The sequence below is a fragment of the Delftia sp. PE138 genome (assembly GCF_018320755.1).
Lineage (GTDB): Bacteria > Pseudomonadota > Gammaproteobacteria > Burkholderiales > Burkholderiaceae_C > Comamonas > Comamonas tsuruhatensis.
This window is the reverse complement of sequence record NZ_JABEPN010000001.1, coordinates 810,581-835,153: the sequence shown is the minus strand read 5'-3', so window position 1 is coordinate 835,153 and position 24,573 is coordinate 810,581. Positions and strand designations below refer to the sequence as shown.

General features: G+C 66.2%; 17 protein-coding genes and 3 tRNA genes. 12 read left to right on the top strand and 8 right to left on the bottom strand.

Features of this window, described 5'->3' with window-relative positions:
- Position 1: 1 nt before the first annotated feature.
- Positions 2-472: a Rid family detoxifying hydrolase gene (locus HFGMBDPB_RS03810; protein ID WP_016445807.1), complete on the bottom strand. Its 471-nt coding sequence runs from the start codon at positions 470-472 to the stop codon at positions 2-4.
- Between the two features lie 638 nt (positions 473-1,110).
- Here HFGMBDPB_RS03810 and HFGMBDPB_RS03805 point away from each other — a divergent pair.
- Both HFGMBDPB_RS03805 and HFGMBDPB_RS03800 read left to right on the top strand, forming a co-directional pair.
- The gene (locus tag HFGMBDPB_RS03805) at positions 1,111-2,523 is read left to right on the top strand and encodes a cache domain-containing protein (protein WP_016445806.1); all 1,413 of its coding nucleotides are present in this window, start codon (positions 1,111-1,113) and stop codon (positions 2,521-2,523) included.
- A complete protein-coding gene (locus HFGMBDPB_RS03800) occupies positions 2,520-3,182 on the top strand; it encodes a response regulator (RefSeq protein WP_016451121.1) in 663 nt (220 codons plus the stop codon). Before HFGMBDPB_RS03805 ends, HFGMBDPB_RS03800 begins: the two co-directional genes overlap by 4 nt.
- A gap of 17 nt (positions 3,183-3,199) precedes the next feature.
- Here the strand turns inward: HFGMBDPB_RS03800 and HFGMBDPB_RS03795 are convergent, their stop codons facing one another.
- The 3 genes from HFGMBDPB_RS03795 to polA all read right to left on the bottom strand — a co-directional run bounded on the left by HFGMBDPB_RS03795 (position 3,200) and on the right by polA (position 8,133).
- On the bottom strand, positions 3,200-4,033 hold the full coding sequence (locus HFGMBDPB_RS03795; RefSeq protein ID WP_016445804.1) for a ZIP family metal transporter: 834 nt from the start codon (positions 4,031-4,033) through the stop codon (positions 3,200-3,202).
- Positions 4,034-4,335: 302 nt separating this feature from the next.
- A complete protein-coding gene (locus HFGMBDPB_RS03790) occupies positions 4,336-5,232 on the bottom strand; it encodes a dienelactone hydrolase family protein (protein ID WP_016451120.1) in 897 nt (298 codons plus the stop codon).
- Between the two features lie 57 nt (positions 5,233-5,289).
- Positions 5,290-8,133 carry a DNA polymerase I gene (gene polA, locus HFGMBDPB_RS03785; RefSeq protein ID WP_016451119.1) on the bottom strand — a complete coding sequence of 948 codons (2,844 nt, stop codon included), beginning with the start codon at positions 8,131-8,133 and terminating at the stop codon, positions 5,290-5,292.
- Between the two features lie 72 nt (positions 8,134-8,205).
- Here polA and HFGMBDPB_RS03780 point away from each other — a divergent pair, with 72 nt between their 5' ends.
- The 5 genes from HFGMBDPB_RS03780 (at position 8,206) to HFGMBDPB_RS03760 (ending at position 13,754) form a co-directional block, all read left to right on the top strand.
- Positions 8,206-8,580, top strand: coding sequence for a hypothetical protein (locus HFGMBDPB_RS03780; protein WP_016451118.1), 375 nt, complete (start codon positions 8,206-8,208; stop codon positions 8,578-8,580).
- Between the two features lie 127 nt (positions 8,581-8,707).
- The gene (locus HFGMBDPB_RS03775; protein WP_016445800.1) at positions 8,708-9,664 is read left to right on the top strand and encodes a homoserine kinase; all 957 of its coding nucleotides are present in this window, start codon (positions 8,708-8,710) and stop codon (positions 9,662-9,664) included.
- A 146-nt stretch (positions 9,665-9,810) separates the two neighbouring features.
- Entirely contained in the window at positions 9,811-10,644 is an 834-nt protein-coding gene (locus HFGMBDPB_RS03770; RefSeq protein ID WP_016445799.1) for a BPSS1780 family membrane protein, read from the top strand.
- 246 nt (positions 10,645-10,890) lie between these two features.
- Positions 10,891-12,843 (top strand): PhoX family protein, encoded by a 1,953-nt coding sequence (locus HFGMBDPB_RS03765; protein ID WP_047326594.1) that lies wholly within the window; start codon positions 10,891-10,893, stop codon positions 12,841-12,843.
- 275 nt (positions 12,844-13,118) lie between these two features.
- Entirely contained in the window at positions 13,119-13,754 is a 636-nt protein-coding gene (locus HFGMBDPB_RS03760; RefSeq protein WP_047326593.1) for a hypothetical protein, read from the top strand.
- A gap of 24 nt (positions 13,755-13,778) precedes the next feature.
- On the opposite strand, the gene HFGMBDPB_RS03755 is transcribed toward HFGMBDPB_RS03760, so the two are convergent.
- Positions 13,779-16,247 carry a UvrD-helicase domain-containing protein gene (locus tag HFGMBDPB_RS03755; protein WP_017407381.1) on the bottom strand — a complete coding sequence of 823 codons (2,469 nt, stop codon included), beginning with the start codon at positions 16,245-16,247 and terminating at the stop codon, positions 13,779-13,781.
- 318 nt (positions 16,248-16,565) lie between these two features.
- Between HFGMBDPB_RS03755 and HFGMBDPB_RS03750 the strand changes: the two genes are divergently transcribed.
- The 4 genes from HFGMBDPB_RS03750 to HFGMBDPB_RS03735 all read left to right on the top strand — a co-directional run bounded on the left by HFGMBDPB_RS03750 (position 16,566) and on the right by HFGMBDPB_RS03735 (position 18,051).
- A complete protein-coding gene (locus HFGMBDPB_RS03750) occupies positions 16,566-17,543 on the top strand; it encodes a GMP reductase (protein ID WP_016445795.1) in 978 nt (325 codons plus the stop codon).
- A 178-nt stretch (positions 17,544-17,721) separates the two neighbouring features.
- Positions 17,722-17,797: transfer RNA gene (locus tag HFGMBDPB_RS03745), tRNA-Lys, on the top strand.
- Positions 17,798-17,852: 55 nt separating this feature from the next.
- Positions 17,853-17,928: transfer RNA gene (locus HFGMBDPB_RS03740), tRNA-Lys, on the top strand.
- Positions 17,929-17,975: 47 nt separating this feature from the next.
- Positions 17,976-18,051: transfer RNA gene (locus HFGMBDPB_RS03735), tRNA-Lys, on the top strand.
- Positions 18,052-18,087: 36 nt separating this feature from the next.
- Here HFGMBDPB_RS03735 and HFGMBDPB_RS03730 read toward each other — a convergent pair.
- Positions 18,088-19,086 (bottom strand): TRAP transporter substrate-binding protein, encoded by a 999-nt coding sequence (locus HFGMBDPB_RS03730; RefSeq protein ID WP_212644953.1) that lies wholly within the window; start codon positions 19,084-19,086, stop codon positions 18,088-18,090.
- Between the two features lie 267 nt (positions 19,087-19,353).
- Between HFGMBDPB_RS03730 and HFGMBDPB_RS03725 the strand changes: the two genes are divergently transcribed.
- Positions 19,354-20,586, top strand: a complete 1,233-nt coding sequence (locus tag HFGMBDPB_RS03725; protein WP_047217405.1) for a multidrug effflux MFS transporter — start codon at positions 19,354-19,356, stop codon at positions 20,584-20,586.
- Between the two features lie 28 nt (positions 20,587-20,614).
- Here the strand turns inward: HFGMBDPB_RS03725 and HFGMBDPB_RS03720 are convergent, their stop codons facing one another.
- Together HFGMBDPB_RS03720 and HFGMBDPB_RS03715 are read right to left on the bottom strand one after the other, a co-directional pair.
- Entirely contained in the window at positions 20,615-22,084 is a 1,470-nt protein-coding gene (locus HFGMBDPB_RS03720) for a sensor domain-containing diguanylate cyclase (protein ID WP_016451114.1), read from the bottom strand.
- Between the two features lie 150 nt (positions 22,085-22,234).
- Positions 22,235-24,286: a DEAD/DEAH box helicase gene (locus tag HFGMBDPB_RS03715; protein WP_212644952.1), complete on the bottom strand. Its 2,052-nt coding sequence runs from the start codon at positions 24,284-24,286 to the stop codon at positions 22,235-22,237.
- Between the last annotated feature and the right edge of the window lie 287 nt (positions 24,287-24,573).

The window sequence follows — 24,573 nt, the reverse complement described above, 5'->3', positions numbered from 1 at the left end:
GTCAGCGGCGGCCGACGATGGCCGAGATTTCGATCTTCACATCGCGCGGCAGGCGCGCCACCTCCACCGTGGCCCGAGCGGGGGCGCCGGTCTTGAAGTACTCGCCATAGACCTTGTTCATGGCGGCGAACTCGTTGAGGTCCTTCATGAAGACCGAGGTGGACAGCACATCCTCATAGCCCAGTCCCTGGGACTTGAGCTTGGCGCCGATGTGGTCCAGCACGGCGCGCGTCTGCTCCTCGATGGTCGTGCCCTGGATGGCCGTGCCCTGCGCGTTCAGCGGCAGCACGCCCGAGAAGTAGATCGTGTTGCCATGCGCCACCATCTGCGAATACGGGCCGATGGCCGGATAGATCTGCGTGGTGGACAGCACCTCGCGCTTGTGGGGCGCGGCGCAGCCCGCCAGCGTCGCTACCGCCGCCGCCACACCGCATGCCAGCGCCACGCGCCGCAGGTTCGATCGAATATCCATGGTATTGCCTTTCTGAAACAAGAATACAAACTGCCACTGCCGTGCCGCGCATTACTGCAACGGCGCCCCGGAAACACTTCGTCACCATTTAATTGGGTCATCGAAGGCGACATGAATCATTGACACAAAATGATTCGAATCAGTGATTTCACGGAGAAATTCTAGGCAGGGATCTGGAGCATTCGATAATGAATTTTCCCCTACGCACCACTACGCAGGACCGCTTGCGCAGTGCTACGCAGCAGGATAACTCTCTTCTGAAACAACGGCTTGGCACGGAACCTGCTCAACCGTAGCCAGGCATGTCAGACAGATGAGGGACGGCGCACCACAATACGGCAAAACCATTATTCAAGACCCCAAAAAGGGGACAACGCACCAAGAAAATGCATATCGGATTCCCTATGTCAATGGGATATTCTTTCGTGCGCGAAATATATTATCCATGGCATTTTCCTTGGGATATTCAAATTCCTTTTCCTGCGCGCGTGGATATGCAGCGCGCACAGGCTATTGGCAGATACGACGCCCGCCATTCAAGGTCCGCTGCCGGGCCCCGGCGCCATGCGCGCAAGCCCTGTTGACAAGGTCCGTGCACTGGGCGGAAAAGATCGTCGGTGCACTCCACACAGGCTCCCATGCAACTTCCGCTGAAACTTGCGCTTCTGTCGATTGCCGCCATCGCGTTGGCCCTGGGCCTGGTCGCGGTGACCGTGCAACACCAGACACTGGAGCTGGCCCGCCAGGAACGAGAGCTGGTCGAGACCGCCTACCTGCACAGCAAGGAGACCGAGCTGCGGCACTACGTGCAGCTGGCGACCACGGCGCTGGCGCGCATCCAGTCCAGCGGCGAGGAGCCATCCGTGCAGCGGCGCCAGGCGCTGGATACGCTGGCGCGCATGCAGTTCGGCGAGGACGGCTACTTCTTTGTCTACGACGAACACGGCAACGTGCTGCTGGATGCGCGGCAGATGGGCCTGTCGGGCGTGGACCTGTGCGATCCCAACAGCCCGGGCGGCGCAGGGCCCGCCAGGATCATCCTGGATGCCGCGCGCAGCGGCGGCGGCCTGGTGCGCTACCAGTGGCAAAAGCCGTCCTCGCTGCGTACCGAGGCCAAGCTCGCCTACGTGGCCACGGTCCCCGAATGGGGCTGGTCGCTGGGCACGGGCCTGTACCTGGACGATGTGGAGCAGGCGCTGCGCCAGATCGACGAAAGCGCCCAGGCCAATATCGCGGCCACGCGCTGGCGCATCTTCGGCATTGCGGCGCTGTGCATCGTGCTCATCGGCGTGGCGGGGCTGGCGTTCAATCTCAGCGACCACCGCGTGTCCAGCACCAAGCTGCAGCGCCTGGCCCAGCGCGTGGTGCATTCGCAGGAGGAAGAACGCACGCGCGTGGCGCGCGACCTGCATGACGGCGTGGTCCAGGTGCTGGTCTCGTCCAAGTTCCTGCTGGAGACGGCCCAGGCCCAGCTCAGGCGCCTGGCCGCACAGGACCCGGCCACGGCCCAGCGCATGGTGGACCAGGGACTGGAGCAGCTCAACCACGCGCTGGTGGAGATACGGCGCGTCTCCCACGGCCTGCGCCCCGCCCTGCTGGACGACCTGGGCCTGGCCCCGGCCCTGGCACTGATGAGCCAGCAGATGCAGGCCGAGGACGGCCTGCGCATGCAGTTCGGCTGCCGGGGCGAGACCCGCTTTCTGCCGCCCAGCCACGCCACGGCCCTGTTCCGCGTGGCCCAGGAGGCCGTGACGAATGCGCAAAACCATGCGCAGGCCACGCGCATCGACGTCAGCCTGCACTTTCAGCGCCGCCGCGTGGTGCTGCAGGTCAGCGACGACGGCCAGGGCTTCGACATGCGCCGCGTGCAGCGCGACCGCCAGGGCGGCATCGGCCTGCGCAACATGCGCGAGCGCATCGAGGGCCTGGGCGGCCATCTGAGCATCAGCTCGGGCGCCCGGGGCACCCGGCTGGTCGCCGTGCTCTACCGCAGCGGCGGCATGCCGCTGTCTCCCTCACCGGAATTCGAACTCCCACAGGCCGCTGCATGAACCCCATGATCCGCATCCTCCTGGTGGACGACCACCCTCTTGTGCGCGACGGCGTGTCCATGCGCCTGCAGGCCACCGACCATATCCGTGTCGTGGGCGAGGCCGCCAGCATGGACCAGGCCGTGCCGCTGGCGCGCGAGCTGTCGCCCGACCTGGTGGTGACCGACATCCGCATGCCGGGCGCCAGTGGCATCGACCTGGCCGCGCTGTTCCGCGATCAGTTCCCCCTGGTGCGCGTGCTGGTGCTGTCCATGCACGAGGACCCCGAATACGTGCGGCGCGCCGTGGCACTGGGCGCACGCGGCTATGTGCTCAAGGATGCACCGGCGCAGCAGCTCATCGAGGCCATAGACCGGGTCTACGCGGGCGGCCTGTATTTCAGCCCCGGCCTGCAGCCCGTGGTCGAGGACGACGGCGCCGGTGCCGGCCCCCGGCGCGCCCTCACGCCGCGCGAGGCCAGCGTGCTGCAGTGGATCTCGGAGGGCCGCTCCAACAAGGAGATTGCGGCACTGATGGGCACCTCGGTGCGCACCGTGGAAACCCACCGGCTGCACCTGCGCCGCAAGCTGCGCATCGACGGCCATGCGGCCTTCATCAAGTACGCCGTGGACTATGCCGACCTGCTGGGCAGCACGCCCGTGCAGGCCGGTGCGGGATAGCCTGAAACGCCGCCCGCTCAGTGCGCGTGCGCCGCGCGGCTGACCACGGTGACCAGCACGATGCCCAGCATCAGCCAGCCCACCTGGGCCACGGTCTCGCGCGCGCTCAGGCGCTTTTGCAGCTGGGGAATCAGGTCGGCCAGCGCCACGTAGATGAAGCTGCTGGAGGCCACGGCCAGGAAGTACGGCAGCAGCTCCTGCAGCTGGCCGACCAGGAAATAGCCGCCAATGCCGCCCAGCGTGGTCACGGCCCCGGCCATGGACACCTTGATCAGGGCCACGCGCCGGTTGGAGCTGGACTGGCGCAGCACCACGATGTCACCCATGTGGTGTGGCACCTCATGGGCCAGCACCGACACCGCCGCGATCAGCCCCAGGCGCATGTCGGCCATGAAGGCGGAGGCGATCAGCACGCCATCGCCGAAGCAGTGCACGCTGTCGCCGGTCAGCACCGCCCAGCCGCCGTGGCGGTGGCCATGATGGTGGCCATGGGAATGGTCATGGGCGTGGCCCTGGTGATCGTGATGCTCGTGGTGATCGTGCTCATGGGCCGGCGGCGCGCCGTGCTCATGCCCGTGGTGCCACAGCTCGGCCTTGGACAGCAGGAAAAAGAACACCAGGCCCACCAGCAGCGTGACGAACAGGTCGTGCGCGCCGGCCTCGCTCTCGAAGGCTTCGGGCAAGAGGTGCATGAAGGCCGTGGCCAGCAGCGCGCCCGCCGCCAGGCTCAACAGCCGCTGCGGCATCATGCCCGGCGAGCGGTTGCCTCCCAGCCCCATCAACAACGCGGCCACCCAGACGCTGCCAATACCGGCGGCCAGGGTGGCCAGAATGATTGCTACCAATGTCATAGCGATTTGTGCTTCAACCGTATGCCCTTGCAGGCGAAACCCGCGAATTCTCGCAGAAAGACCGGCCCCATCGCAGCCGTGGCCTGCGATCCCATGAAGGAAGCAGGCCACGGTGTCGGGTGCCCTCGGTTTCAGCCTACAGAAGCTGTCAAGCCCCCCTGCGCGAATAAAGTTGAAAGCTAGTCAGCAATACCTTAAAAACTGGCGCGTCCTCACACCAGGGACACCGAGGAAGGGCCGCCCCGCACCGAGGGTGTCGTCCCCCTCCCGCGAAGCGAGAGAGGGGGAAGCGGCGCAGCCGCTCAGGGGGTCACCCCATGCTTATTGAACCAGGCCAGCATTTTTTGCCAACCGTCGCGCGCAGCCTGCTCGCGGTAGCTGGGCCGGTAGTCGGCATGGAAGGCGTGGGGCGCCTCCGGGTAGATCACGAACTCCGAGGCCTTGGCCGCTGCCGAGCCCTGCTTGAGCGCCTCGCGCATGCGCTCCACGGATTCCAGCGGAATGCCCGTGTCCTGCCCGCCATACAGGCCCAGCACCGGCGCCTTGAGGCTGGAGACCAGCTCCAGAGGATGGCGTGGCTGCAGCGCGGTCTTGGCGCCTTCCAGCCGGCCGTACCAGGCCACGCCGGCCTTGACCGGGCCATGGGCCGCATACAGCCAGGTGATGCGCCCGCCCCAGCAAAAGCCCGTGATGGCCACGCGCGCCGTATCGCCGCCCTGCGTGCCCGCCCATTGCACGGCGCCGTCCAGGTCGGCCATGACCTGTTCGTCGGGCACCTTGGAGACCAGCTCGCTCATGAGCTTGGCGATCTCGGTATAGGTCTTGGGATCGCCCTGGCGCGCATACAGATCGGGGGCGATGGCCAGGTAGCCGGCACGCGCCAGGCGGCGGCAGGTGTCGGCAATGTATTCGTGCACGCCGAAGATCTCGGAGATCACCAGCACCACGGGCACATTCTTCTTGCCGGCGGGCGCGGCGCGGTAGGCCGGCACCTTGAAGCCGTTCACGGTGAAATGCACCTCGCCGGCCGTCAGGCCGTCGGCCGGCGTGGAGATGGCGGTCTGCGCCATCAGCGGCGTGGCCGCTGCGGCATAGCCCAGGCCCAGGGCCGTCTGCAATGCCAGGCGCCGCGTGGGCCCCTCTTCGCTGCTGCGCCCCGGAACCAGGGCCTTCAGGTCTTGCTGCTGATCGTCACGCATGCATCTCTCCTTGGTGGTGGTTGAGAACCGGCCAAGTCTACGATGCGCGCGTGAAGCTCAATGTGCCTTGTCCCAGTTGGGGCCGACGCCCACTTCGGCGAGCAAGGGAACCTTCAGCTCCGCCACGCCGGCCATCAGGCGCGGGATCTCGGTGCGCACCCAGTCCGACTCGCCTTCGGGCAGCTCGAACACCAGTTCGTCGTGCACCTGCATGATGACGCGGACCTCGGACTGCCTGGCATCGAGCTCGGCCTGCACCGCCACCATGGCCTTCTTGATCAGGTCGGCCGCCGTGCCCTGCATGGGCGCGTTGATGGCCTGGCGCTCGGCCGCCTTCTTGCGCGGGCCGCTGCCGCCGTTGATGTCCACCAGGTACAGGCGGCGGCCGAAGACGGTTTCCACGTAGCCGTGGTCGCGCGCGAATTCCACCGTCTCGTCCATGTAGCGCTTGACGCCTGGATAGCGCTGGAAATAGCGGTCGATGTAGGCGGCGGCAGCCTTGGTCTCTATGCCCAGGTTCTTGGCCAGGCCAAAGCTGCTCATGCCGTAGATCAGCCCGAAGTTGATGACCTTGGCATAGCGGCGCTGCTCGCTGCTGACCTGCTCCAGCTCCACGTTGAAGACTTCCGATGCCGTGGCCCGGTGCACGTCGCGGCCTTCGTGGAAGGCGCGCAGCAGCGACTCGTCGCCCGACAGGTGGGCCATGATGCGCAGCTCGATCTGCGAGTAGTCGGCGCTGGCGATCACATGGCCGGGCGCGGCAATGAAGGCCTCGCGCACGCGCCGGCCTTCGGGCGTGCGGATGGGGATGTTCTGCAGGTTGGGGTCGTTGCTGGACAGGCGCCCCGTCACGGCCACGGCCTGGGCGTAGTGCGTGTGCACCCGGCCCGTGCGCGGCAGCGCCAGCTGGGCCAGCTTGTCGGTATAGGTGCCCTTGAGCTTGGACAGGCTGCGGTGCTCCAGCAGCTTGGCGGGCAGCGGATAGTCCTCGGCCAGCTTCTCCAGCACCTCTTCATCGGTGCTGCGTGCGCCGGTGGCCGTCTTCTTGACCACGGGCATGCCCAGCTTGTCGAAGAAGATCTCGCCCAGCTGCTTGGGGCTGGCCAGGTTGAAGGGCTGGCCCGCGATGTCGTAGGCCTCCTGCTCCAGCTGCACGATGCGCTGGCCCAGATCGTTGCTCTGCCTGGCCAGCGTGGCGGCATCGATGAGCACGCCGTTGCGCTCTATGCGGAACAGGGCCTCGCTGGTGGCGATCTCCAGCTCGTAGATGCCGCGCAGGCCGTCGTGCGCCTGCAGCTGCGGCCACAGCACGCGGTGCACGTCCAGGGTCTGGTCCGCATCCTCGCAGGCGTAGGCGGCAGCCTTGTCCACGGGCACCTGGGCGAACGGGATCTGGTGGGCGCCCTTGCCGCACAGGTCTTCATAGCTGATGCCCGTGCGGTTGGTGTGGCGCAGCGCCAGGCTGGCCAGGCCGTGCGGGCGGTGCACTTCCAGCACATAGCTTTGCAGCATGGTGTCGTGCACATAACCGTGCACCTCGATGCCGGCATTGGCGAAGACATGGCGGTCGTACTTGACGTGCTGGCCCAGCTTGGGCCGGGCCGCATCCTCCAGCCAGGGCTTGAGGCGCTGCAGCACTTCGTCGGCCGGCAGTTGCTCGGGCGCGTCGGGGCCGGCATGGCGCAGGGGGATGTAGGCGGCGGCGCCGGGCTCCACGCTCAGCGAGATGCCGACGATCTCGGCACGCATCTCGTCCAGCGAGGTGGTTTCGGTATCCAGGGCCGTGAGTTCGGCGGCGTTGATCTTGGCCAGCCACTGGTCGAACGCTTCCCAGGTCAGCACCACGTCGTAGTCCAGCGCACGCTGCTGGGCGGTCTCGGCCTCGGCGGTGGCGTCGTCGGATTCGGCCTGCTCCTGGGCAAACATGTCGCCCGTGGACTGGTCGGCACGCGGCTTGGCCGCTGGCTTGCGGCCGGCCTTGACGGCTTGCAGCGCATCGGGCTCGGGCGCGGCACCGCCGAGCATGCGTGCCAGCCCCTTGAAGCCGTAGCGCTCATAGAACTCGCGCAGCGGCGCGGTATCGGGCTCGCGCGGCGCCAGCGCGTCGAGCACGGGCAGGGTTGGCACTTCGGCGCTCAGGTCGCAGTCGGTCTTCATGGTGACCAGCTGGCGGCTCAGCGCCAGCTGGCCCGAGGCGATGGCATCGCGCAGGTTCTGGCCAGCCACGCCCTTGATGCCGTCGGCCGCAGCGATCAGGCCGTCGAGCGAGCCGTGCTCGGCCAGCCACTTGACGGCCGTCTTGGGGCCGACCTTGGCAACGCCGGGCACGTTGTCCACGGCATCGCCGACCAGCGCCTGGTAGTCGATCATCTGCGCAGGCGGCACGCCGAACTCGGCCGTCACGCCGGCCACGTCGCGGCGCTTGCCGCTCATGGTGTCCATCACCATGATGTGGGGATCCACCAGCTGGGACAGGTCCTTGTCTCCACTGGAGATGACCACGTTCACGCCCTGGGCGGCGGCCGTCTTGGCCAGGGTGCCGATCACGTCGTCGGCCTCCACGCCCTGGATGGCCAGCACGGGCCAGCCCATCAGGCGGACCACTTCGTGGATGGGCTCGATCTGCGAGCGCAGATCGTCGGGCATGGGCGAGCGGTGCGCCTTGTATTCGGGATAGAGCGCATCGCGGAAGGTGGGGCCGCTGGCGTCGAACACGCAGACCGCGTAGTCGGCCGCCACTTCCTTGCGGATCGCCTGGAGCATGTTGATCATGCCGCGGATGGCGCCCGTGGCGGGGCTTTCCGGGTTGCCGGGCTCGGCGCGCAGATCCGGCATGGCGTGGTAGGCGCGGTAGAGGTAGCTGGAGCCGTCGATCAGCACCAGGGTCTTGGAATTGCTCATGCGCCGATTGTGCACGCGCCGGCAGGGGGACAGGGCGGGACAGGGCCCGCCGCAAGACCTACAATGGAGCCCATGCGCGCCGCTCCACTTCTCATCCTCCTGAGCCTGGCCGCCAGCCCCGTGCTGGCCCAGAACCCCACGCCTGCCCCGGCTGCCTCCACCGCCCCCGCGGCGGCGACCGCCGGGCAGACCGCGCCGGACACGGCCAGGCCCGAGGCCCGCGACCGAAGCAACCAGCGCGTGGAACGCATCCATGTGGAAGACGAAGGCAGCCGCGTTGACGAACTGCGCGTGGGCGGCCAGACCCGAAGCATCACCGTGCAGCCCAAGGTCGGCGACATGCCCTCCTATGAGGTGCAGTCCAACGACGGCGCCCGCTCCTCCCGCAACCGCGGCGATGGCGACGGCACCAACGGCACGCGCGTCTGGAACCTCAAGAAGTTCTGATCCTCACCGGACTGTCCGGGCCCCGGGGCCCGGCGGCATCCCAGGGGGCAGCACCTGACGGCGCTGCCCTCTTTCCATATCTGACGACAACGATTTCCGCCGAGCCGCGCTGGCCGGCAATGCAAACATGGCCGTTTTCACCGAAGTCTCCGACAAAGATGCGCGCGAGCTGCTGCGCCGCATGTCCCTGGGTTCCTTCAAGGAGCTGCGCGGCATCCAGGGCGGCATAGAGAACACCAACTACTTTCTCACCACCGAGCAGGGCGAGTGGGTGCTGACGCTGTTCGAGCGCCTGACGGCCGAGCAACTGCCCTTCTACCTGTACCTGATGAAGCATCTGGCGCAGGCCGGCATTCCCGTGCCCGACCCGCAGGCCGAGACGCGCAGCGGCGACATCCTGCTGCGCGTGTGCGGCAAGCCCGCCTCCATCGTCAACCGCCTTCCCGGCAGGAGCGAGCTGACCCCCCAGCCCGCACACTGCGCCGCCGTGGGCGAGATGCTGGCGCGCATGCACCTGGCCGGCCGAGACTACGATCGCCAGCAGCCCAATCTGCGCGGCCTGCCCTGGTGGAACGAGACCGTGCCCACGGTGATCCCGCACATCGACGCACCCACCGCCGACCTGCTGCGCTCCGAACTGGCCTTCCAGAACCATGTGGCCGCCTCGCCCGCCTATGCGGCGCTGCCGCGCGGCCCCGTGCACGCCGACCTGTTCCGCGACAACGTGATGTTCGATGGCGAGCGCCTGACAGGCTTCTTCGATTTCTACTTCGCAGGCGTGGACAGCTGGCTGTTCGACCTGGCGGTGTGCCTCAACGACTGGTGCATCGAACACGCCACAGGCGCCCATGACGCGGCCAAGGCCAAGGCCATGATCGATGCCTACCAGTCCGTGCGCCCCCTGACCGCCGCCGAGCGAGAACTGTTCAACCCCATGCTGCGCGCGGGCGCGCTGCGCTTTTGGATCTCCCGCCTGTGGGATTTCCACCTGCCGCGCGAGGCCTCCATGCTCGTTCCCCACGATCCCACGCATTTCGAGCGCGTGCTGCGCCAGCGCCTGGCCCGCCCCGTGGCGCTGGACTGACGTCCCAGGCCGGCCACGACGCGGCTGCCGGAGGGCTTTGCGGTCCACGGGCCGCGCTTCCTCGGGTACAGTCCCCGTTCGGGCGCCAGCGGCGCGGCCCATGCCAGAGGCCATGCCCCATCCAGGCGCCCCGACTTCCTCACCCCATGAAACTTCTCATCGTTCCCGCCCGTACCGGCCTGCAATGGGTGCAGCAGGGCATCCGCACCTTCCGCCAGCAGCCGCTGGCGCTGGCGGCACTGTTCTTTCTGTCGATGGCGGCCATGTCGCTGGTCACGGTGCTGCCGCTGATAGGCCCCGTGATCGCGCTGGGCCTGCTGCCGGCCACATCGCTGGCCATGATGGTGGCGGCGGCCGAAGCCTCGCACGGGCGCGCGCCCACGCCGGCCCTGCTGCTGGTGGCCTTTCGCACCGGGCGCCAGCGCCTGAATTCCATGCTCACGCTGGGCGCCATGTATGCGGCAGGCTTCTTGCTGATCATGGGCCTGTCCATGCTGGTGGACGATGGCCAGTTCGCCAACGTCTACCTGGGCGGCGAGCCGCTGACGCGCGAGATCGCCGAATCGCCCGACTTCCAGGCCGCCATGTGGCTGAGCATGGGCCTGTACCTGCCGCTTTCGCTGCTGTTCTGGCATGCGCCGGGCCTGGTGCACTGGCACAACGTGCCGCCGGTCAAGGCCGTGTTCTTCAGCCTGGTGGCGTGCGTGCGCAACATCGGCGCACTGGTGGTCTTCGGCCTGAGCTGGATGGGCGTGTTCATCGTGGCCGGCATCGTGATGGCACTGATCTCGGCCGTGCTGGCCCAGGTGCTGGGCGGCATTGCCAACGGCCTGATGATTGCCACGGCCATGCTGCTGGCCGCCATGTTCTTCACCTCCATCGTCTTCACCTTCCGTGACTGCTTTGCGGCGCCCGATGAAAGCGATGGCAGCGACGCCATCGGCACCGAACCGCCGCAGCCGCCCGGACTGTCCGGCTGACGCCTGCACGGCACCAGATCACCAGGCCCCTTTCGAGGGGCTTTTTCTTTGCCGTTTCTCTGTCGTGCCAGCGGCCACCCGGGCGTCCACATGACGCAGTCACTGTTGTGTCATACGGATGCCATCGCTTTGTCACAGTGCCTGCCTAGCATGCCGTGCGGATGCATAGCCAGCGAGTGCGCAGCGGCATCCCGGCCCATCCCGCCCCCGATGGGCTGATGCAGACAACCCCACAACGGAAGCCCCATGTCCCAATCCACGATGCTCTCCCGCCGCAAGGCGCTGCAATTCCTGACCGGCGCCCCCCTGCTGCCGCTCGGCTCCGCCGTGTCCGCCGCCGGCCTGCTGACCGCCTGCGGCGGTGGCGATGACGGTCCCGCGAAGAACTATGTGGCGGCCAGCTTCACCTCCATGGCCGCGCCCACGCTGGCCAACCCCCAGGCCATGGCCCGGATGACCGTGGCCTCGCAGCTCAAGGTGCAGTACAGCGACAACAGCGAGCAGAGCTTCGACCTGGGCTACCAGCCCTTCTTCGTGACCGGCGACGAAGTGCCGGACGGCAAGGGCGGCAAGATCCTGGCCGGCGGCTACTACGACATCAACAACAACAAGATCATCGACCGCACCGTGGCCGGCAGCGAGCGCCACTTCTTCTCCGATGCGCCCGACGGCACCTCGCTGCTGACCGTGCCCAATGCCAAGGTGGATGGCGTCAAGGGCAAGCCCGTGTTCGCCGTGGTGCAGTTCGAATACACGACCTGGGCGCAGGATGGCAAGACCGACATGTACGGCAAGCTGCCCTCGCCCATCGCCGTGCTGACGCTGGACCAGGACCAGACCACGGGCAAGCTCAGCCTGGTCAAGTACCACAACGTGGACACCTCCAAGGTGCACGGCCTGTGGATCACCTGCGGCGCCAGCCTGTCGCCCTGGGGCACCCATCTGTCCAGCGAAGAGTACGAGCCCGACGCCTTCGCCACCGGCAATGCGCAGTTGCAGGCCTTCAGCCAGAACCTGTATGGCGACCAGACCAAGGCCAACCCCTACCACTACGGCCACATGCCCGAAGTGACGGTCAACGTGGACGGCACGGCCAGCATCAAGAAGCATTTCTGCATGGGCCGCATCTCGCACGAGCTGGTCCAGGTCATGCCCGACCAGCGCACGGCGCTGATGGGCGACGACGCCACCAACAGCGGCTACTTCGTCTTCGTGGCCGACAAGGAAAAGGACCTGTCCTCGGGTTCGCTGTACGTGGCCAAGGTGGGTGCGGGCTTTTCCATCGACCCCGCATCGGGCAGCGCCGCCGCGCTGACCTGGATCAAGCTGGGCTCGGCCACTAGCGCCGAGATCGAGCAGCTGGCCAACACGCTCAAGCCCACGGACATCATGACCGTGGCCAAGACCGATCCGGGCGACGCCAGCTACACCAAGATCACCGCCAACGGCAAGGTGGAGTGGATCAAGATCAACCCCGGCATGGAAAAGGCCGCCGCCTTCCTGGAAACCCACCGCTACGCCGCCTTCAAGGGCGCGAGCATGGGCTTCACCAAGATGGAAGGCACGACCGTCAACGCCAAGGACAAGGTGGCCTACTCGGCCCTGCAGAACTGCGAGAAGTCCATGGTGGCCGGTGATGCGCTGAACGTGGCAGGCAATGGCGTGTCCATCCCCAAGCAGCTCAAGGCCGGCGCCGTGATGGCACTGAACCTGCGCGGTGGCCAGAAGGACACGGCCGGCGCCGCCATCAACAGCGAGTGGATGCCCGTGGACACCAAGGCCCTGCTGGCCGGCGAGGACATCAGCGCCGACGCGCTGGGCAACACCGGCAACCCGAACAAGATCTGCAACCCCGACAACCTCAAGTTCTCGGAGAAGATGCGCACCCTGTTCATCGGCGAGGACAGCGGCCAGCACGTGAACAACTTCCTGTGGGCCTACAACATCGACACCAAGCAGCTGTCGCGCCTGATGTCGATTCCCGCAGGCGGCGAATCCACGGGCCTGCACGCCGTGGACGAGATCAACGGCTGGACCTACATCATGAGCAACTTCCAGCACGCCGGTGACTGGGGCAGCATCCACAACGTGGTCAAGTCCACGCTGGACCCGCTGATCAGCACCAACTATCGCGGCAAGTTCGGCGCCGCCGTCGGCTACCTGACCGGCACCGCTTCCCAGCCCAAGCTGTCGGCCTGACCGCCGCCACAACGCCCCGCCGCCCTGCGGCGCGTGGCGCCACAACAAGAAGGCCATGGATTTCCATGGCCTTTTTGCATGCCTGCGCCGCAACTGCATGGATGTCATGAACCCGACTCTTAGCGTGCAAAACAAGAGTCATTCTCACCTGCTCGCTATAATTTCTGATGCATTGCGGCGTCGCTAGCCCGCCATCGCACCATCTTCAGCCCCGCCGGATCACGCCCCTCAAGGCCCGGCAGGCGCACGCAGAGCCACACCACAGGAGAGACTCCATGACCCCAGCTTCCCGCATCCTTCGCAGCACGGCCTCCGCATGGCTGGCGGCCGCTGCCACCCTGGCGGCGCCGGCTGCACATGCCGACTATCTCTGGCTGCAGCAGGACGCAGGACAGGCCCGGGCCTATGCCGGAGAACTGCGCAAGCCGCTGCAACAGCTGCCGGCCCTGGAGGACGCCAAGCAGGTCCTGCCCGACGGCAAGAGCCTTCCCCTGAAGGCCGAGGCCAATCATTTCACCGCGGACGCAGGCCAGGGCGATGTGCGCATCGCCGCCACGCGCCCCGGCGCCAATGGCGTGCTGACCTACTACCAGGCCCGTTTCGGCCGCAACGACACCAAGGCCGTGAACGACCTGGAGCTGGTGCCCACCACGGCGGGCGGCGATACGTTCCAGCTGGTGTTCAAGGGCCGCAAGGTCGCGGCCAGCCAGGTCAATGTGCAGACCAGCGAGGGCTGGTACCGCACGCTCACGCCATCGCAGGACGGCACGGTGAGCTTCAAGCCCTACTTCCCGGGCCTGTACGTGCTGGAGGTGACGGCGCGCGTGGACAACGGCTCGGTCACGCTGGACGGCAAGAAATACACCGACGTGCGCCACACCACCACGCTGAGCTTCGAAGTCAAGCCCTGAGCGCCGGGCGCGGCAGCCCGGCCCTCATTCCACGACCGTGAGCTTAGCAATGGACAGCGCCAGCCACTTCGTGCCGTGGCGCCCAAAGCTGACCTGGGCACGCGCGTCGTCGCCCGTGCCTTCCAGTGCCAGCACCTTGCCTTCGCCGAACTTGTTGTGGAACACGTTCAGGCCCACGCGCAGGCCGTGGCCCGGGTCGGCCTTTTGCGGGGGCACGGGCGGGCTGGCGAAGACCTCGCTGCGCCAGCCTTCGGCCTTGCTGCCGAAGCCGCCGCGATCGCGTGAGCCATAGCCGCCACCACCGCCGCCACCGGGGCGGGGCGCGTAGCTGCCAAAGCCGCCCTGCTTCGGCGTGATCCACTTGAGCGCCTCTTCAGGCAGCTCGTCGAAGAAGCGGCTCTTGACGTTGTAGCGCGTCTGCCCGTGCAGCATGCGCGTCTGCGAATGGCTCAGGTACAGGCGCTTGCGCGCGCGGGTGATGGCCACATAGGCCAGGCGGCGTTCTTCCTCCAGGCCGCCCCGGTCCATCATGGCGTTCTCGTGCGGGAACAGGCCCTCCTCCACGCCGCCGATGAAGACGGCGTCGAACTCCAGGCCCTTGGAGGCATGCACGGTCATCAGCTGCACGGCGTCCTGGCCTGCCTGGGCCTGGTTGTCGCCAGCCTCCAGCGCCGCGTGCGTCAGGAAGGCGGCCAGCGGCGACAGGGTCTCGCCGGTATCGGCATCGACCATGCCGGCCACGGTGCCGGCCGGCGGCGTGAGCGGCGTGTCCAGCAGCGGCAGCGCAGGGTCCAGGCCCTGGCTGGCGGGGCTTTGCGTCAGCGCCCTGGCGCCGTCGTGCTCGTCCAGCGGCAGGGCCACGGCATCGCGGCCGAAGCCTTCCTGGGTGACAAAGCTCTCGGCCGCGTTCACGAGTTCCTGCAGGTTCTCGATGCGGTCGGCGCCTTCCTTTTCGTTGCGGTAGTGCTCGAGCAGGCCGCTTTCTTCCTCGATGGCCTCGATGATCTCGCGCAGCGTGCGGCCCTGGGTCTGCTCGCGCAGCACGTCGATCTTGGCGACAAAGCCTGCGAGCTTGGCGCCCGGCGCGCCCGGCACCGCCGAGACGGCATCGTGCAGCGAGCAGCCCGCGCTGCGCGCCGCGTCCTGCAGCGTCTCCACACTGCGCGCGCCGATGCCGCGCGGTGGGAAGTTCACCACGCGCAAAAAGCTGGTGTCGTCGTGCGGGTTCTCAAGCAGGCGCAGGTAGGCCAGCGCATGCTTGATTTCGGCGCGCTCGAAAAAGCGCAGCCCGCCGTACACGCGGTAGGGAATGGCGGCATTGAACAGCTGCGATTCGATCACCCGGCTTTGCGCATTGCTGCGGTAGAGCACGGCGATTTCCTGGCGCTGCCAGCCGTCCTTTTTCACGAGCTGCTGGATTTCCTCGACCATCCACTGCGCCTCGGCCATGTCGGTGGGCGCCTCGTAGATGCGCACGGGCTCGCCCGGGCCCTGGGTGGTGCGCAGGTTCTTGCCCAGGCGCTGGCTGTTGTGGCTGATGAGAGCGTTGGCGCAGTCCAGGATGTTGCTGTAGGAGCGGTAGTTCTGCTCCAGCTTGATCTGCTGGCGCACGTCGAACTCGCGCACGAAGTCCTGCATGTTGCCCACGCGCGCACCGCGAAAGGCGTAGATGCTCTGGTCGTCGTCGCCCACGGCGATCACGCTGCCCAGGGCCTGCAGGCGGCCATCCACCACGTCGCCTGCCAATTGCTTGAGCCACTGGTACTGCAGCTTGTTCGTGTCCTGGAACTCGTCGACCATGATGTGGCGAAAGCGCCGCTGGTAGTGGGCGCGCAGCGCGGCGTCGTCGCGCAGCAGCTCGAAGGAGCGCAGCATCAGCTCGCCGAAATCGACCACGCCTTCGCGCTGGCACTGCTCCTCGTAGAGCTGGTAGATCTCGACCTTCTTGCGCGTGTCCGGGTCATTGGCCACCACGTCGCCGGGGCGCATGCCCTCTTCCTTGCAGCCGGCAATGAAGTACTGCAGCTGCTTGGGCGGGAAGCGCTCGTCGTCCACGTTGAACTGCTTGCACAGGCGCTTGACGGCCGACAGCTGGTCCTGCGTGTCCAGGATCTGGAAGGTGGACGACAGCCCTGCCGCCTGGTGGTGGGCACGCAGCAGCCGGTTGCACAGGCCGTGGAAGGTGCCTATCCACATGCCGCGCACGTTGTAGGGCAGCATGGTCGACAGGCGCGCCAGCATTTCCTTGGCCGCCTTGTTGGTGAAGGTCACGGCCAGGATGGAGCCCGGCGTGGCCTGGCCCGTCTGCAGCAGCCAGGCGATGCGCGTGGTCAGCACCCGCGTCTTGCCCGAGCCGGCGCCGGCCAGGATCAGCGCATGGCCGGCCGGCAGCGTGACGGCAGCGAGCTGCTCCTCGTTGAGGTTGGCCAGCAAAGGGGAGTTGGAGGCGGGTGCGGCACCGGAGGCGCCGTCGAGCAGATCGATCGGGAACATCCCGGCATTGTAGGAAGCGCCCTGGCCTGCGGGGAAAGCCATGCTGCATTTCCCGCATTCGACACATGCAGCGCATCTTCCCGGTCCATAACGCCATTGCTATAACCGCTATATCGACAGGGCGCCCAGGCCCGCCGCCGGCAACGTATAGAATCAATCACCGGGCCCAAGTTTCTTGCGGTCCGGTTTTTTGTGCCCGGGCCACAGCCGCCCTGGCGACGCGGCCCGCCCGCGCCGCCCGCAAGACCGGCCTCCAAGCCAAGCGCCCCATCGCGGAGGGATGTTCCTGCCGCGACCTTTCATGGAGCTTGGAATCAAATGGAAATCTTCGACTACGACAACATCCTGCTGCTGCCGCGCAAGTGCCGCGTGGAAAGCCGCTCGGAGTGTGATGCCAGCGTGGAGCTGGGCGGTCGGTCCTTCCGCATCCCGGCCGTGCCGGCCAACATGAAGACGGTGGTGGATGAGAGCATCTGCACCTGGCTGGCCCGCAACGGCTACTTCTACGTGATGCACCGCTTTGACCTGGACAACGTGCAGTTCGTGCGCGAGATGCAGGGCAAGGGCTGCTTCGCCTCCATCTCGCTGGGCGTCAAGAAGCCCGACTACGACACCGTGGACCGCTTCGTCGCCGAAGGCCTGTGCCCCGAATACATCACCATCGACATCGCCCACGGCCATGCCGACAGCGTGAAGAACATGATCGGCTACCTCAAGGAAAAGCTGCCCAAGTCCTTCGTGATCGCCGGCAACGTGGGCACGCCCGAAGCCGTGATCGACCTGGAGAACTGGGGCGCCGACGCGACCAAGGTCGGCATCGGCCCCGGCAAGGTCTGCATCACCAAGCTCAAGACGGGCTTCGGCACGGGCGGCTGGCAGCTGTCGGCGCTCAAGTGGTGCGCGCGCGTGGCCACCAAGCCCATCATTGCCGACGGCGGCATCCGCAGCCACGGCGACATCGCCAAGAGCGTGCGCTTTGGCGCCACCATGGTGATGATCGGCTCGCTGTTCGCGGGCCATGAGGAATCGCCGGGCCAGACGGTCGAGGAAAACGGCCAGCGCTTCAAGGAGTACTACGGCTCGGCCTCGGACTTCAACAAGGGCGAGTACAAGCACGTCGAAGGCAAGCGCATCCTCGAGCCCGTCAAGGGACTTCTGGCCGACACCCTGATCGAGATGGAGCAGGATGTGCAAAGCTCCATCAGCTACTCGGGCGGCAAGAAGCTGATGGACATCCGCAAGGTCAACTACGTGATCCTGGGCGGTGACAACGCAGGCGAACATCTGCTGATGTAAGCGCAGACACCAAGGCAAGGCGGCTTCGGCCGCCTTTTTTTGTGCCTGCGTTCCCGACGTCACGCAGGCCGCGCATGCCGAGATCGCGCCATGAACCAAAAAATTGGCGTGTCTTCCTGCAAGCACGCCAAAAATGCCGCATAATTGTGGTCTCGTTTGCAGCGCAGACTTGTTTTTGGGGCTCTTAGCTCAGCTGGTAGAGCAGCGGACTCTTAATCCGTTGGTCGAGTGTTCGAATCACTCAGGGCCCACCAAAAATTCCTTTTCAGCCTGGATTCATCCAGGCTGATTCCTTCGGAATACCCGAGGGGGCTCTTAGCTCAGCTGGTAGAGCAGCGGACTCTTAATCCGTTGGTCGAGTGTTCGAATCACTCAGGGCCCACCAAGAATTCCTTTGCCTGATCTCTTCAGGCAGCCACGCAGAAATACGTGGGGCTCTTAGCTCAGCTGGTAGAGCAGCGGACTCTTAATCCGTTGGTCGAGTGTTCGAATCACTCAGGGCCCACCACCAACACCCCGAAAAAGGCACTCAGCGCACCGGCGCTCAGTGCCTTTTCTTGTTGTACTCCATCAGCACCGACATATTGCTGCTGCCGGCCTTGGCCACCCACTCGCGACCAAAGCGCTCGCCCACCAAATCCAGCATGTGGCGCAGATCCGCCGACGGCGCGGCCACGGACACCTTGTTGTCGGCAAGGATCTTCTTGCCCAGCTCATCGGCCTGCTGGGCCAGCGCCCAGCCCTCTTTTTCAGCCGACTCGGCAGCGCGGCCGATGGCCTGGCGCTCGGGCTCGGTGAAGCCCCTCCAAGCAAGTTCGCTGACGCAAAGCATGTTCTTGGGAATCCAGGCCTTGATATCCAGAAACACCTTCATGGCCTTCCAGGCCTGGATGTCGGCGCCCGTGGCGCTGGAGGTAATCATGGCATCGATGCCACCTTGCTCCACGACGGCACCCAGATCGCCTGCGGCAATCACCACCGGCTGCGCCCCCCAGAGCTCGGCCAACCGCTTGGTCGCATCGCTTTGCACACGCAGCCTGAGGCCCTTGAGATCCGCGATGCTGTGGACCGGGCGCCGGCTCAGGAGACCCTGCGCCGGCCAGGGCACGGCAAACAGCAGGCGCGCGCCCTGCTGGACCAGCAAGAACTCCTGCAGCACGGGGCGGGTCAACTGCCACAGGCGCGCGGCCTCGTCAAAGCCACGCACCATGAAAGGCAGCGAGTCCATGGCCAGCAGCGGGTGGATATCCGCACAGGACGACATGAGCACTTCGCCGAACTGGAGGTCATTGCGCTTGAGCGCAGGCAGCACCTGCGCCATGGGCTTGAGCGCCGAGCCGGACACCACCTCGATCTCCAGCGACTGCCGGGTGTCGGCACCCACGCGTGCCGCGAAATTGCGCAGGTTCTGCGTGTGGAAGATGCCATCGCCATAGGCCGCCGACAGCTGCAGCCGGTGGCCCTTGGACCAGGCAGCGCCGGCGGTCAGTTGCAACGCGGCCGGAGCCAGGCCTGATATCAACGTGCGGCGAGAAACAGTCATGAAAGATCCTTGGCGAAAGCGCCCAGAACCATGCCATCCACCCCACGGCGGACCTGTGCATGCGGGCGGAAAATATAAATTCTATCGATATTTATATCATTTAGATACAAACTATCGACTCATTCCATCGCCCAGGTCATTCGCCAAGCCATCCGTCACACCGGATTCCAGCCAAGCCGCTACAGTGTCACCCTGCCGCAGACGCATGAGTGTGCGGCCCTCTTCTGCGCCTGTGGCCCGCCTGCAGCGCACAACCGCCTCGCCTGCATGCCACAAAATGTTTCCCCGCTCTGGCAGGGCCCGCGCTGGGCCCTGGCCGTCCTGCTTGCCATCCTGGGCATGCTGGGGCCGTTCTCGATCGATACCTACATCCCGGCCTTCTCGGGCATCGCCCAGGCCTTGAACGCCACGCCGCTGCAGATGCAGCAGACGCTGTCGGCCTATCTGTTCGGCTTTGCCTTCATGAACCTTTTCCATGGCGCCATGGCCGACAGCTTTGGCCGCCGCCCCGTGGTGCTATGGGGACTGGCCGTGTTCACGCTGGCCTCGGCAGGCTGCGCGCTGTCGCAGAACATCACGCAGCTGGTGCTGTTCCGGGCGCTGCAGGGACTGTCCACGGGCGCCGGCATCGTGGTGTCGCGCGCCGTGGTGCGCGACCTGTTTCCGCCTGCCCAGGCCCAGCGCGTGATGGCCCAGATCACCATCTTCTTCGGCATTGCCCCGGCGCTGGCGCCGGTGCTGGGCGGCTGGCTGTTCGTGCACCTGGGCTGGGCGGCCGTATTCTGGTTCCTGACGCTGGTGGGCGTGCTGCTGTGGAGCATCAACTGGCGCTTTCTGCCCGAGTCTCTGCCGCAGGCGCAGCGCCAGCCCTTCCGGTTCAAGCCACTGATGCAGGGCTACAAGGCGCTGTGCAGCGATCCGCGCTTTGTGCTGCTGGCCTTTGCCAGCGGCGTGCCGTTCAACGGCATGTTTTTGTACGTGCTGTCGGCCCCCGCCTTCCTGGGCGACCTGCTGCACCTGCAGCCGCAGCAGTTCTTCTGGTTCTTCGTGATTTCGATCTCGGGCATCATGGGCGGCGCCTGGGTGAGCGGCCGGCTGGCCGGGCGCATTCCACCCAAGCACCAGATCCGCCACGGCTTTCTGATCATGTTCGTGGTGTCCATCGTCAACCTGGTTGCCAACCTGATCTGGCCTGCCCATGTGAGCTGGGCGTTGATTCCCGTGGGTGTGTTCGCCTTCGGCTGGGCCATGATGGTGCCCGTCGTGACCTTGCTGGTACTGGACATCCATCCCGAGCGGCGCGGCCTGGCCTCATCGCTGCAGGCCGTGGTGGGCTCCACGGCCAATGGCATCGTGGCCGGCGTGCTGGCGCCGCTGGTGATGCATTCGACGGTGCTGCTGGCCCTGGGCTCGATCAGCATGATGCTGATCGGGCTGGCGTCGTGGATCTACCTGCATCACCGCTGGCCCGAAATCGGGCGGCATGCCTCGGAGGCCTGAAGGCCACTGCTCCCGGGATCCCGGGCGTCTATGCCCGGCCCGCGCGGCGGTCCAGCATTTTTTCCTTGTAGTAGCGCGCCTTTTCGGCATACATGGCCTGGTCCGCGCGTGACACGGTGGCCTCCAGTTGGCTGCCCTCGTTGCAACAGGCCACGCCCATGGACAGGCTGACCAGCTGACCCGGATAGAACTGGTTGTTGAGCTCCAGCAGGGACAGGATGCGCTCCTTGACGGCTTCGGCGCCGCGCTCGTCCGAGGCTGGCAGCAGCACCATGAATTCGTCGCCGCCCACGCGTGCCGCACAAGCGGGCGCATCCACGGCCTTGGTCAGCACTTCGCCCACGCGGCGAAGCATGTCGTCGCCTGCGGCATGGCCATGCTCGTCATTGGCCTCCTTGAGACCATTCATGTCGATGGCGATCACGGCCAGCGGCCACGGCCCCTTGCGCGCCAGGCGGTTCAATTCCTCGATATAGAAGGCGCGGTTGCGCAGTTGGGTGAGCACGTCGTGCTTGCCCAGGTATTCCAGATAGGCCTCGGCCTTCTTGCGTGCCGTGATATCCACCAGGGACAGCAGCACCAGCCCCCAGTCGTCCGCATGGCCGTCCAGCACGGCCAGCTGCATGTGGATGTGCAGCGTGTCGCCCGACAGCGCGTAGTTCACCACTTCGCGGTGCTGCACGAGCTTGCCGTTCCACAGGTCCTGGAGTTGATCGGCAAAGGAGTCGATCATTTCATCGCGGAAGATGCGGCCCAGCCGGCTCAGCAGCTGCAGCTTGTCGGTGGCACCGAACATGCGCAGCGTCTGGCGGTTCACGTCGATGACGCGAATCTCCTGCATGCAGCGCGAGATGAATTCCGGATGCACCTTGAGGAAGGTGGCGAAATCGCTGATGCCCTGGGCGCGCACATCGTCGAGCAGGCGCTTGATGGAGCTGAAGTCCTCGACCCACAGCGACACGGGCGAGTACTCGAACAGGTCGCGCGAGTACTGCTCGCTGCGGTGCAGCTGCCGCGTGCTGCGCATCTCGGCCGTCACGTCTTCCAGCGACACCAGCACGCAATCCCAAAGCTCCTCATGGCCGGGCAGGATGCGGCCACGGATCTGCACGTCCAGCCGGCGCCCGTCCAGCGTGTAGTTGGCGGTGCGGTTGGCAAAAGTCGGCGAGCCCTTCCAAAGCTCCTGCAGCTCGCAGGCCAGGCCGGCATGCATGTCGTCACGGAACACCTGGCCCAGGCTGTCGAGAAAGGTCTGCTGGTCCGCGGCGCCGAACAGGTCCAGCGTGCGCTGGTTGACGCGAACCACCCTGAGCGCGGCACTGCACTGCTGCAGTGCCTGCGGATGGGCAGAAAAATGCGCCTGCAGATCGGTCACGCCCTGTGCTCGCCACTGGTCGAGCAGGCGCTTGAGCGCGCTGTAGTCCTCCAGCCATAGCGAGACGGGGGCCAGTTCGAACATGTGCTCAAAATCCACACTGGACGCGATCAAAGACTCCACAGGGCACCTCCGCGCCGCGATTATGGCAGTCGCAGAGCCCGCCAGACAGCAGGTTCTGCGCCACGAACACAGGCAGCGCCAGGCAGGCAGGCGGATTGCCCAAAAAAAACCGGCCCCAAAGGGCCGGTCTGCATGCAAAGCCGGAATCGATCAGCGCACGGCGCGCTTGCGATCGCCGCCCTGGGGCGAGTAAGGCTTGGGAGCGCTCTTGCCAAAGGCCGGACGGCGCTCACCACCGCCGAAGCCGCCGCGGGATTCACCGCCGAAGCCACGCGACTCACCGGATGCACCACGGAAGCCGCCATCGCGGTGGCCGCCATCGCGGGGAGCAACCTCACGACGGTCGCCGCCGCGCGCAGCGCCACGGTCGCCGCCGAAGCCACGGCCTTCGCCGCCACGGCCAAAGCCGCCTTCACGCGGAGCCTGGCTGTAGCCGCCTTCGCGCTGGCCCTGGCCAAAGCCGCCTTCGCGCTGACCCTGGCCGAAGCCGCCTTCACGCTGGCCGCCACCGAAGCTGCCGAAGCCGGCCTTGCGGCCATAGCCTTCCGAATCACGGCGGGGGCCGAAGCCACGGTCGCCACCGCGATCACCAAAGCTGCGCTCGCGGTCACCACCGCCGAAGCCGCGGTCGCCACCGAAACCACCACGACCACCGCCGGCGGAGCCTCGGCGATCACCACCACGGCCTTCAAAGCCGCCGCCACGACGGCCGCCACGGCCTTCGTTGCTGCTGGGTGCGCGCTGTGCAGGCTCGAGACCAGGAATCACCTCGGCCTTGAATTGCTGACGGCTGTAGCCTTCGATATCGAAAATGCGGCGGCGGTCACGGAATTCCGCGAACGTCACGGCCACGCCTTCGCGACCGGCACGACCCGTGCGGCCGATGCGGTGGGTGTAGTCCTCGGCCTTCATGGGCAGGCCGTAGTTGAAGACGTGGGTGATGGAGGGCACGTCAATGCCGCGTGCCGCCACATCGGTCGCCACCAGCACCTGCACCTGGCCGCTGCGCAGCGCCATCAGGCGGCGGTTGCGCAGGCCCTGGCTCAGGGCGCCGTGCAGCGCCACGGCCGAGAAGCCGTCCTGCTGCAGGTCGTTGGCCAGGCCGTCGCACTCGACCTGGGTCGATGCGAAGACGATGGCCTGGTTGATGGTGGTGTCGCGCAGCCAGTGGTCCAGCAGCTTGCGCTTGTGCTGGGAGTTGTCGGCCCAGAACAGCACTTGCTTGATGTTGGCGTGCTTTTCCTGGGGCGTGTCGATGGTGACCTTCTTCACACCCGATCCGCCGTCATGCATCACGCGCATGGCCAGTTGCTGGATGCGGGGCGCGAAGGTGGCGCTGAACATCATGGTCTGCTTGCGCTGGGCCGTCAGGTCGTTGACTTCGGCCAGATCGTCCGAGAAGCCCAGGTCCAGCATGCGGTCGGCCTCGTCGACCACCAGGAACTGCACCTGGTCGAGCTTGATCTGCATCGAGCGCTGCAGGTCCAGCAGACGGCCAGGCGTGGCCACCACGAGGTTGGCGTTCTGCAGCTTGGCAATCTGCAGCTGGTAGGGCATGCCGCCCACCACGTTGGCAATGCGGATGCCACGGCAGTGCTTGACCAGTTCGATGGCGTCATGCGCCACCTGCTGAGCCAGCTCGCGCGTGGGGCACAGGATCAGGGCGCCGGGAACGGCCGCCTTGAAGTTGCGGGGATTGGTGGGGTCCTTGCGCTTGTTGCGCTTGGGCGTGGGCTGGCCGCTGGCAGTGGCCTCGGCGCACTGGCGGTCATATTCGGCGCGGATGGCGGCTTCCTCGTCAGCCTTTTGCTGGATCAGCGTGTGCAGCACGGGCAGCAGGAAGGCGGCGGTCTTGCCCGAGCCGGTCTGGCTGGAAACCATCAGGTCGATGAAGGCCTGATCACCACTGCCCATGGCCAGGGGAATGGCTTGCGCCTGCACGGCCGTGGGCTGGGTGTAGCCCAGATCGGCAACGGCGCGGACCAGCTCTTCAGCCAGGCCCAGCTCGACGAAGGCGTTGGGGAGTTCGGGAGCTGCCTGAGCGGCTTCGGCGCCCTCGACGGTTTCAGCAGCGGCCTGCGACTCGGCGGCCTGCTCGGCACCGGCAACGGCGGCGTCCAGCACGGAAGAGGCTTGGGCAGCGCAAGCAAAAGAGGAATCGGCAGCGGCAATGATGCCCTGCTCTTGAGAGATGTCGTTCATGAATGGCTCTAACGAAAAGCACGCGCAGTCAGCGATCTGCCACGCTTTTCTCGACGGTTGGGTCAACATCCACCGTCAGACTTGACCGGCCCTTCGCAAAAGGGCGGATGGGCGTTTTCGGCTGGTCCGAAACCGATGGTCCCGCCATCCATGAAAGCCTTCATGGAGGTCTGTGGACATCGACCTCAGACACACAGCGCAGGAGCCCTTGTGTGATGGAGATGTGCAAATTGCCCCTTGTTGATGGAGGCAAGCTGTAGATTGTCGCACTCCTGGGGTTTTCCCGC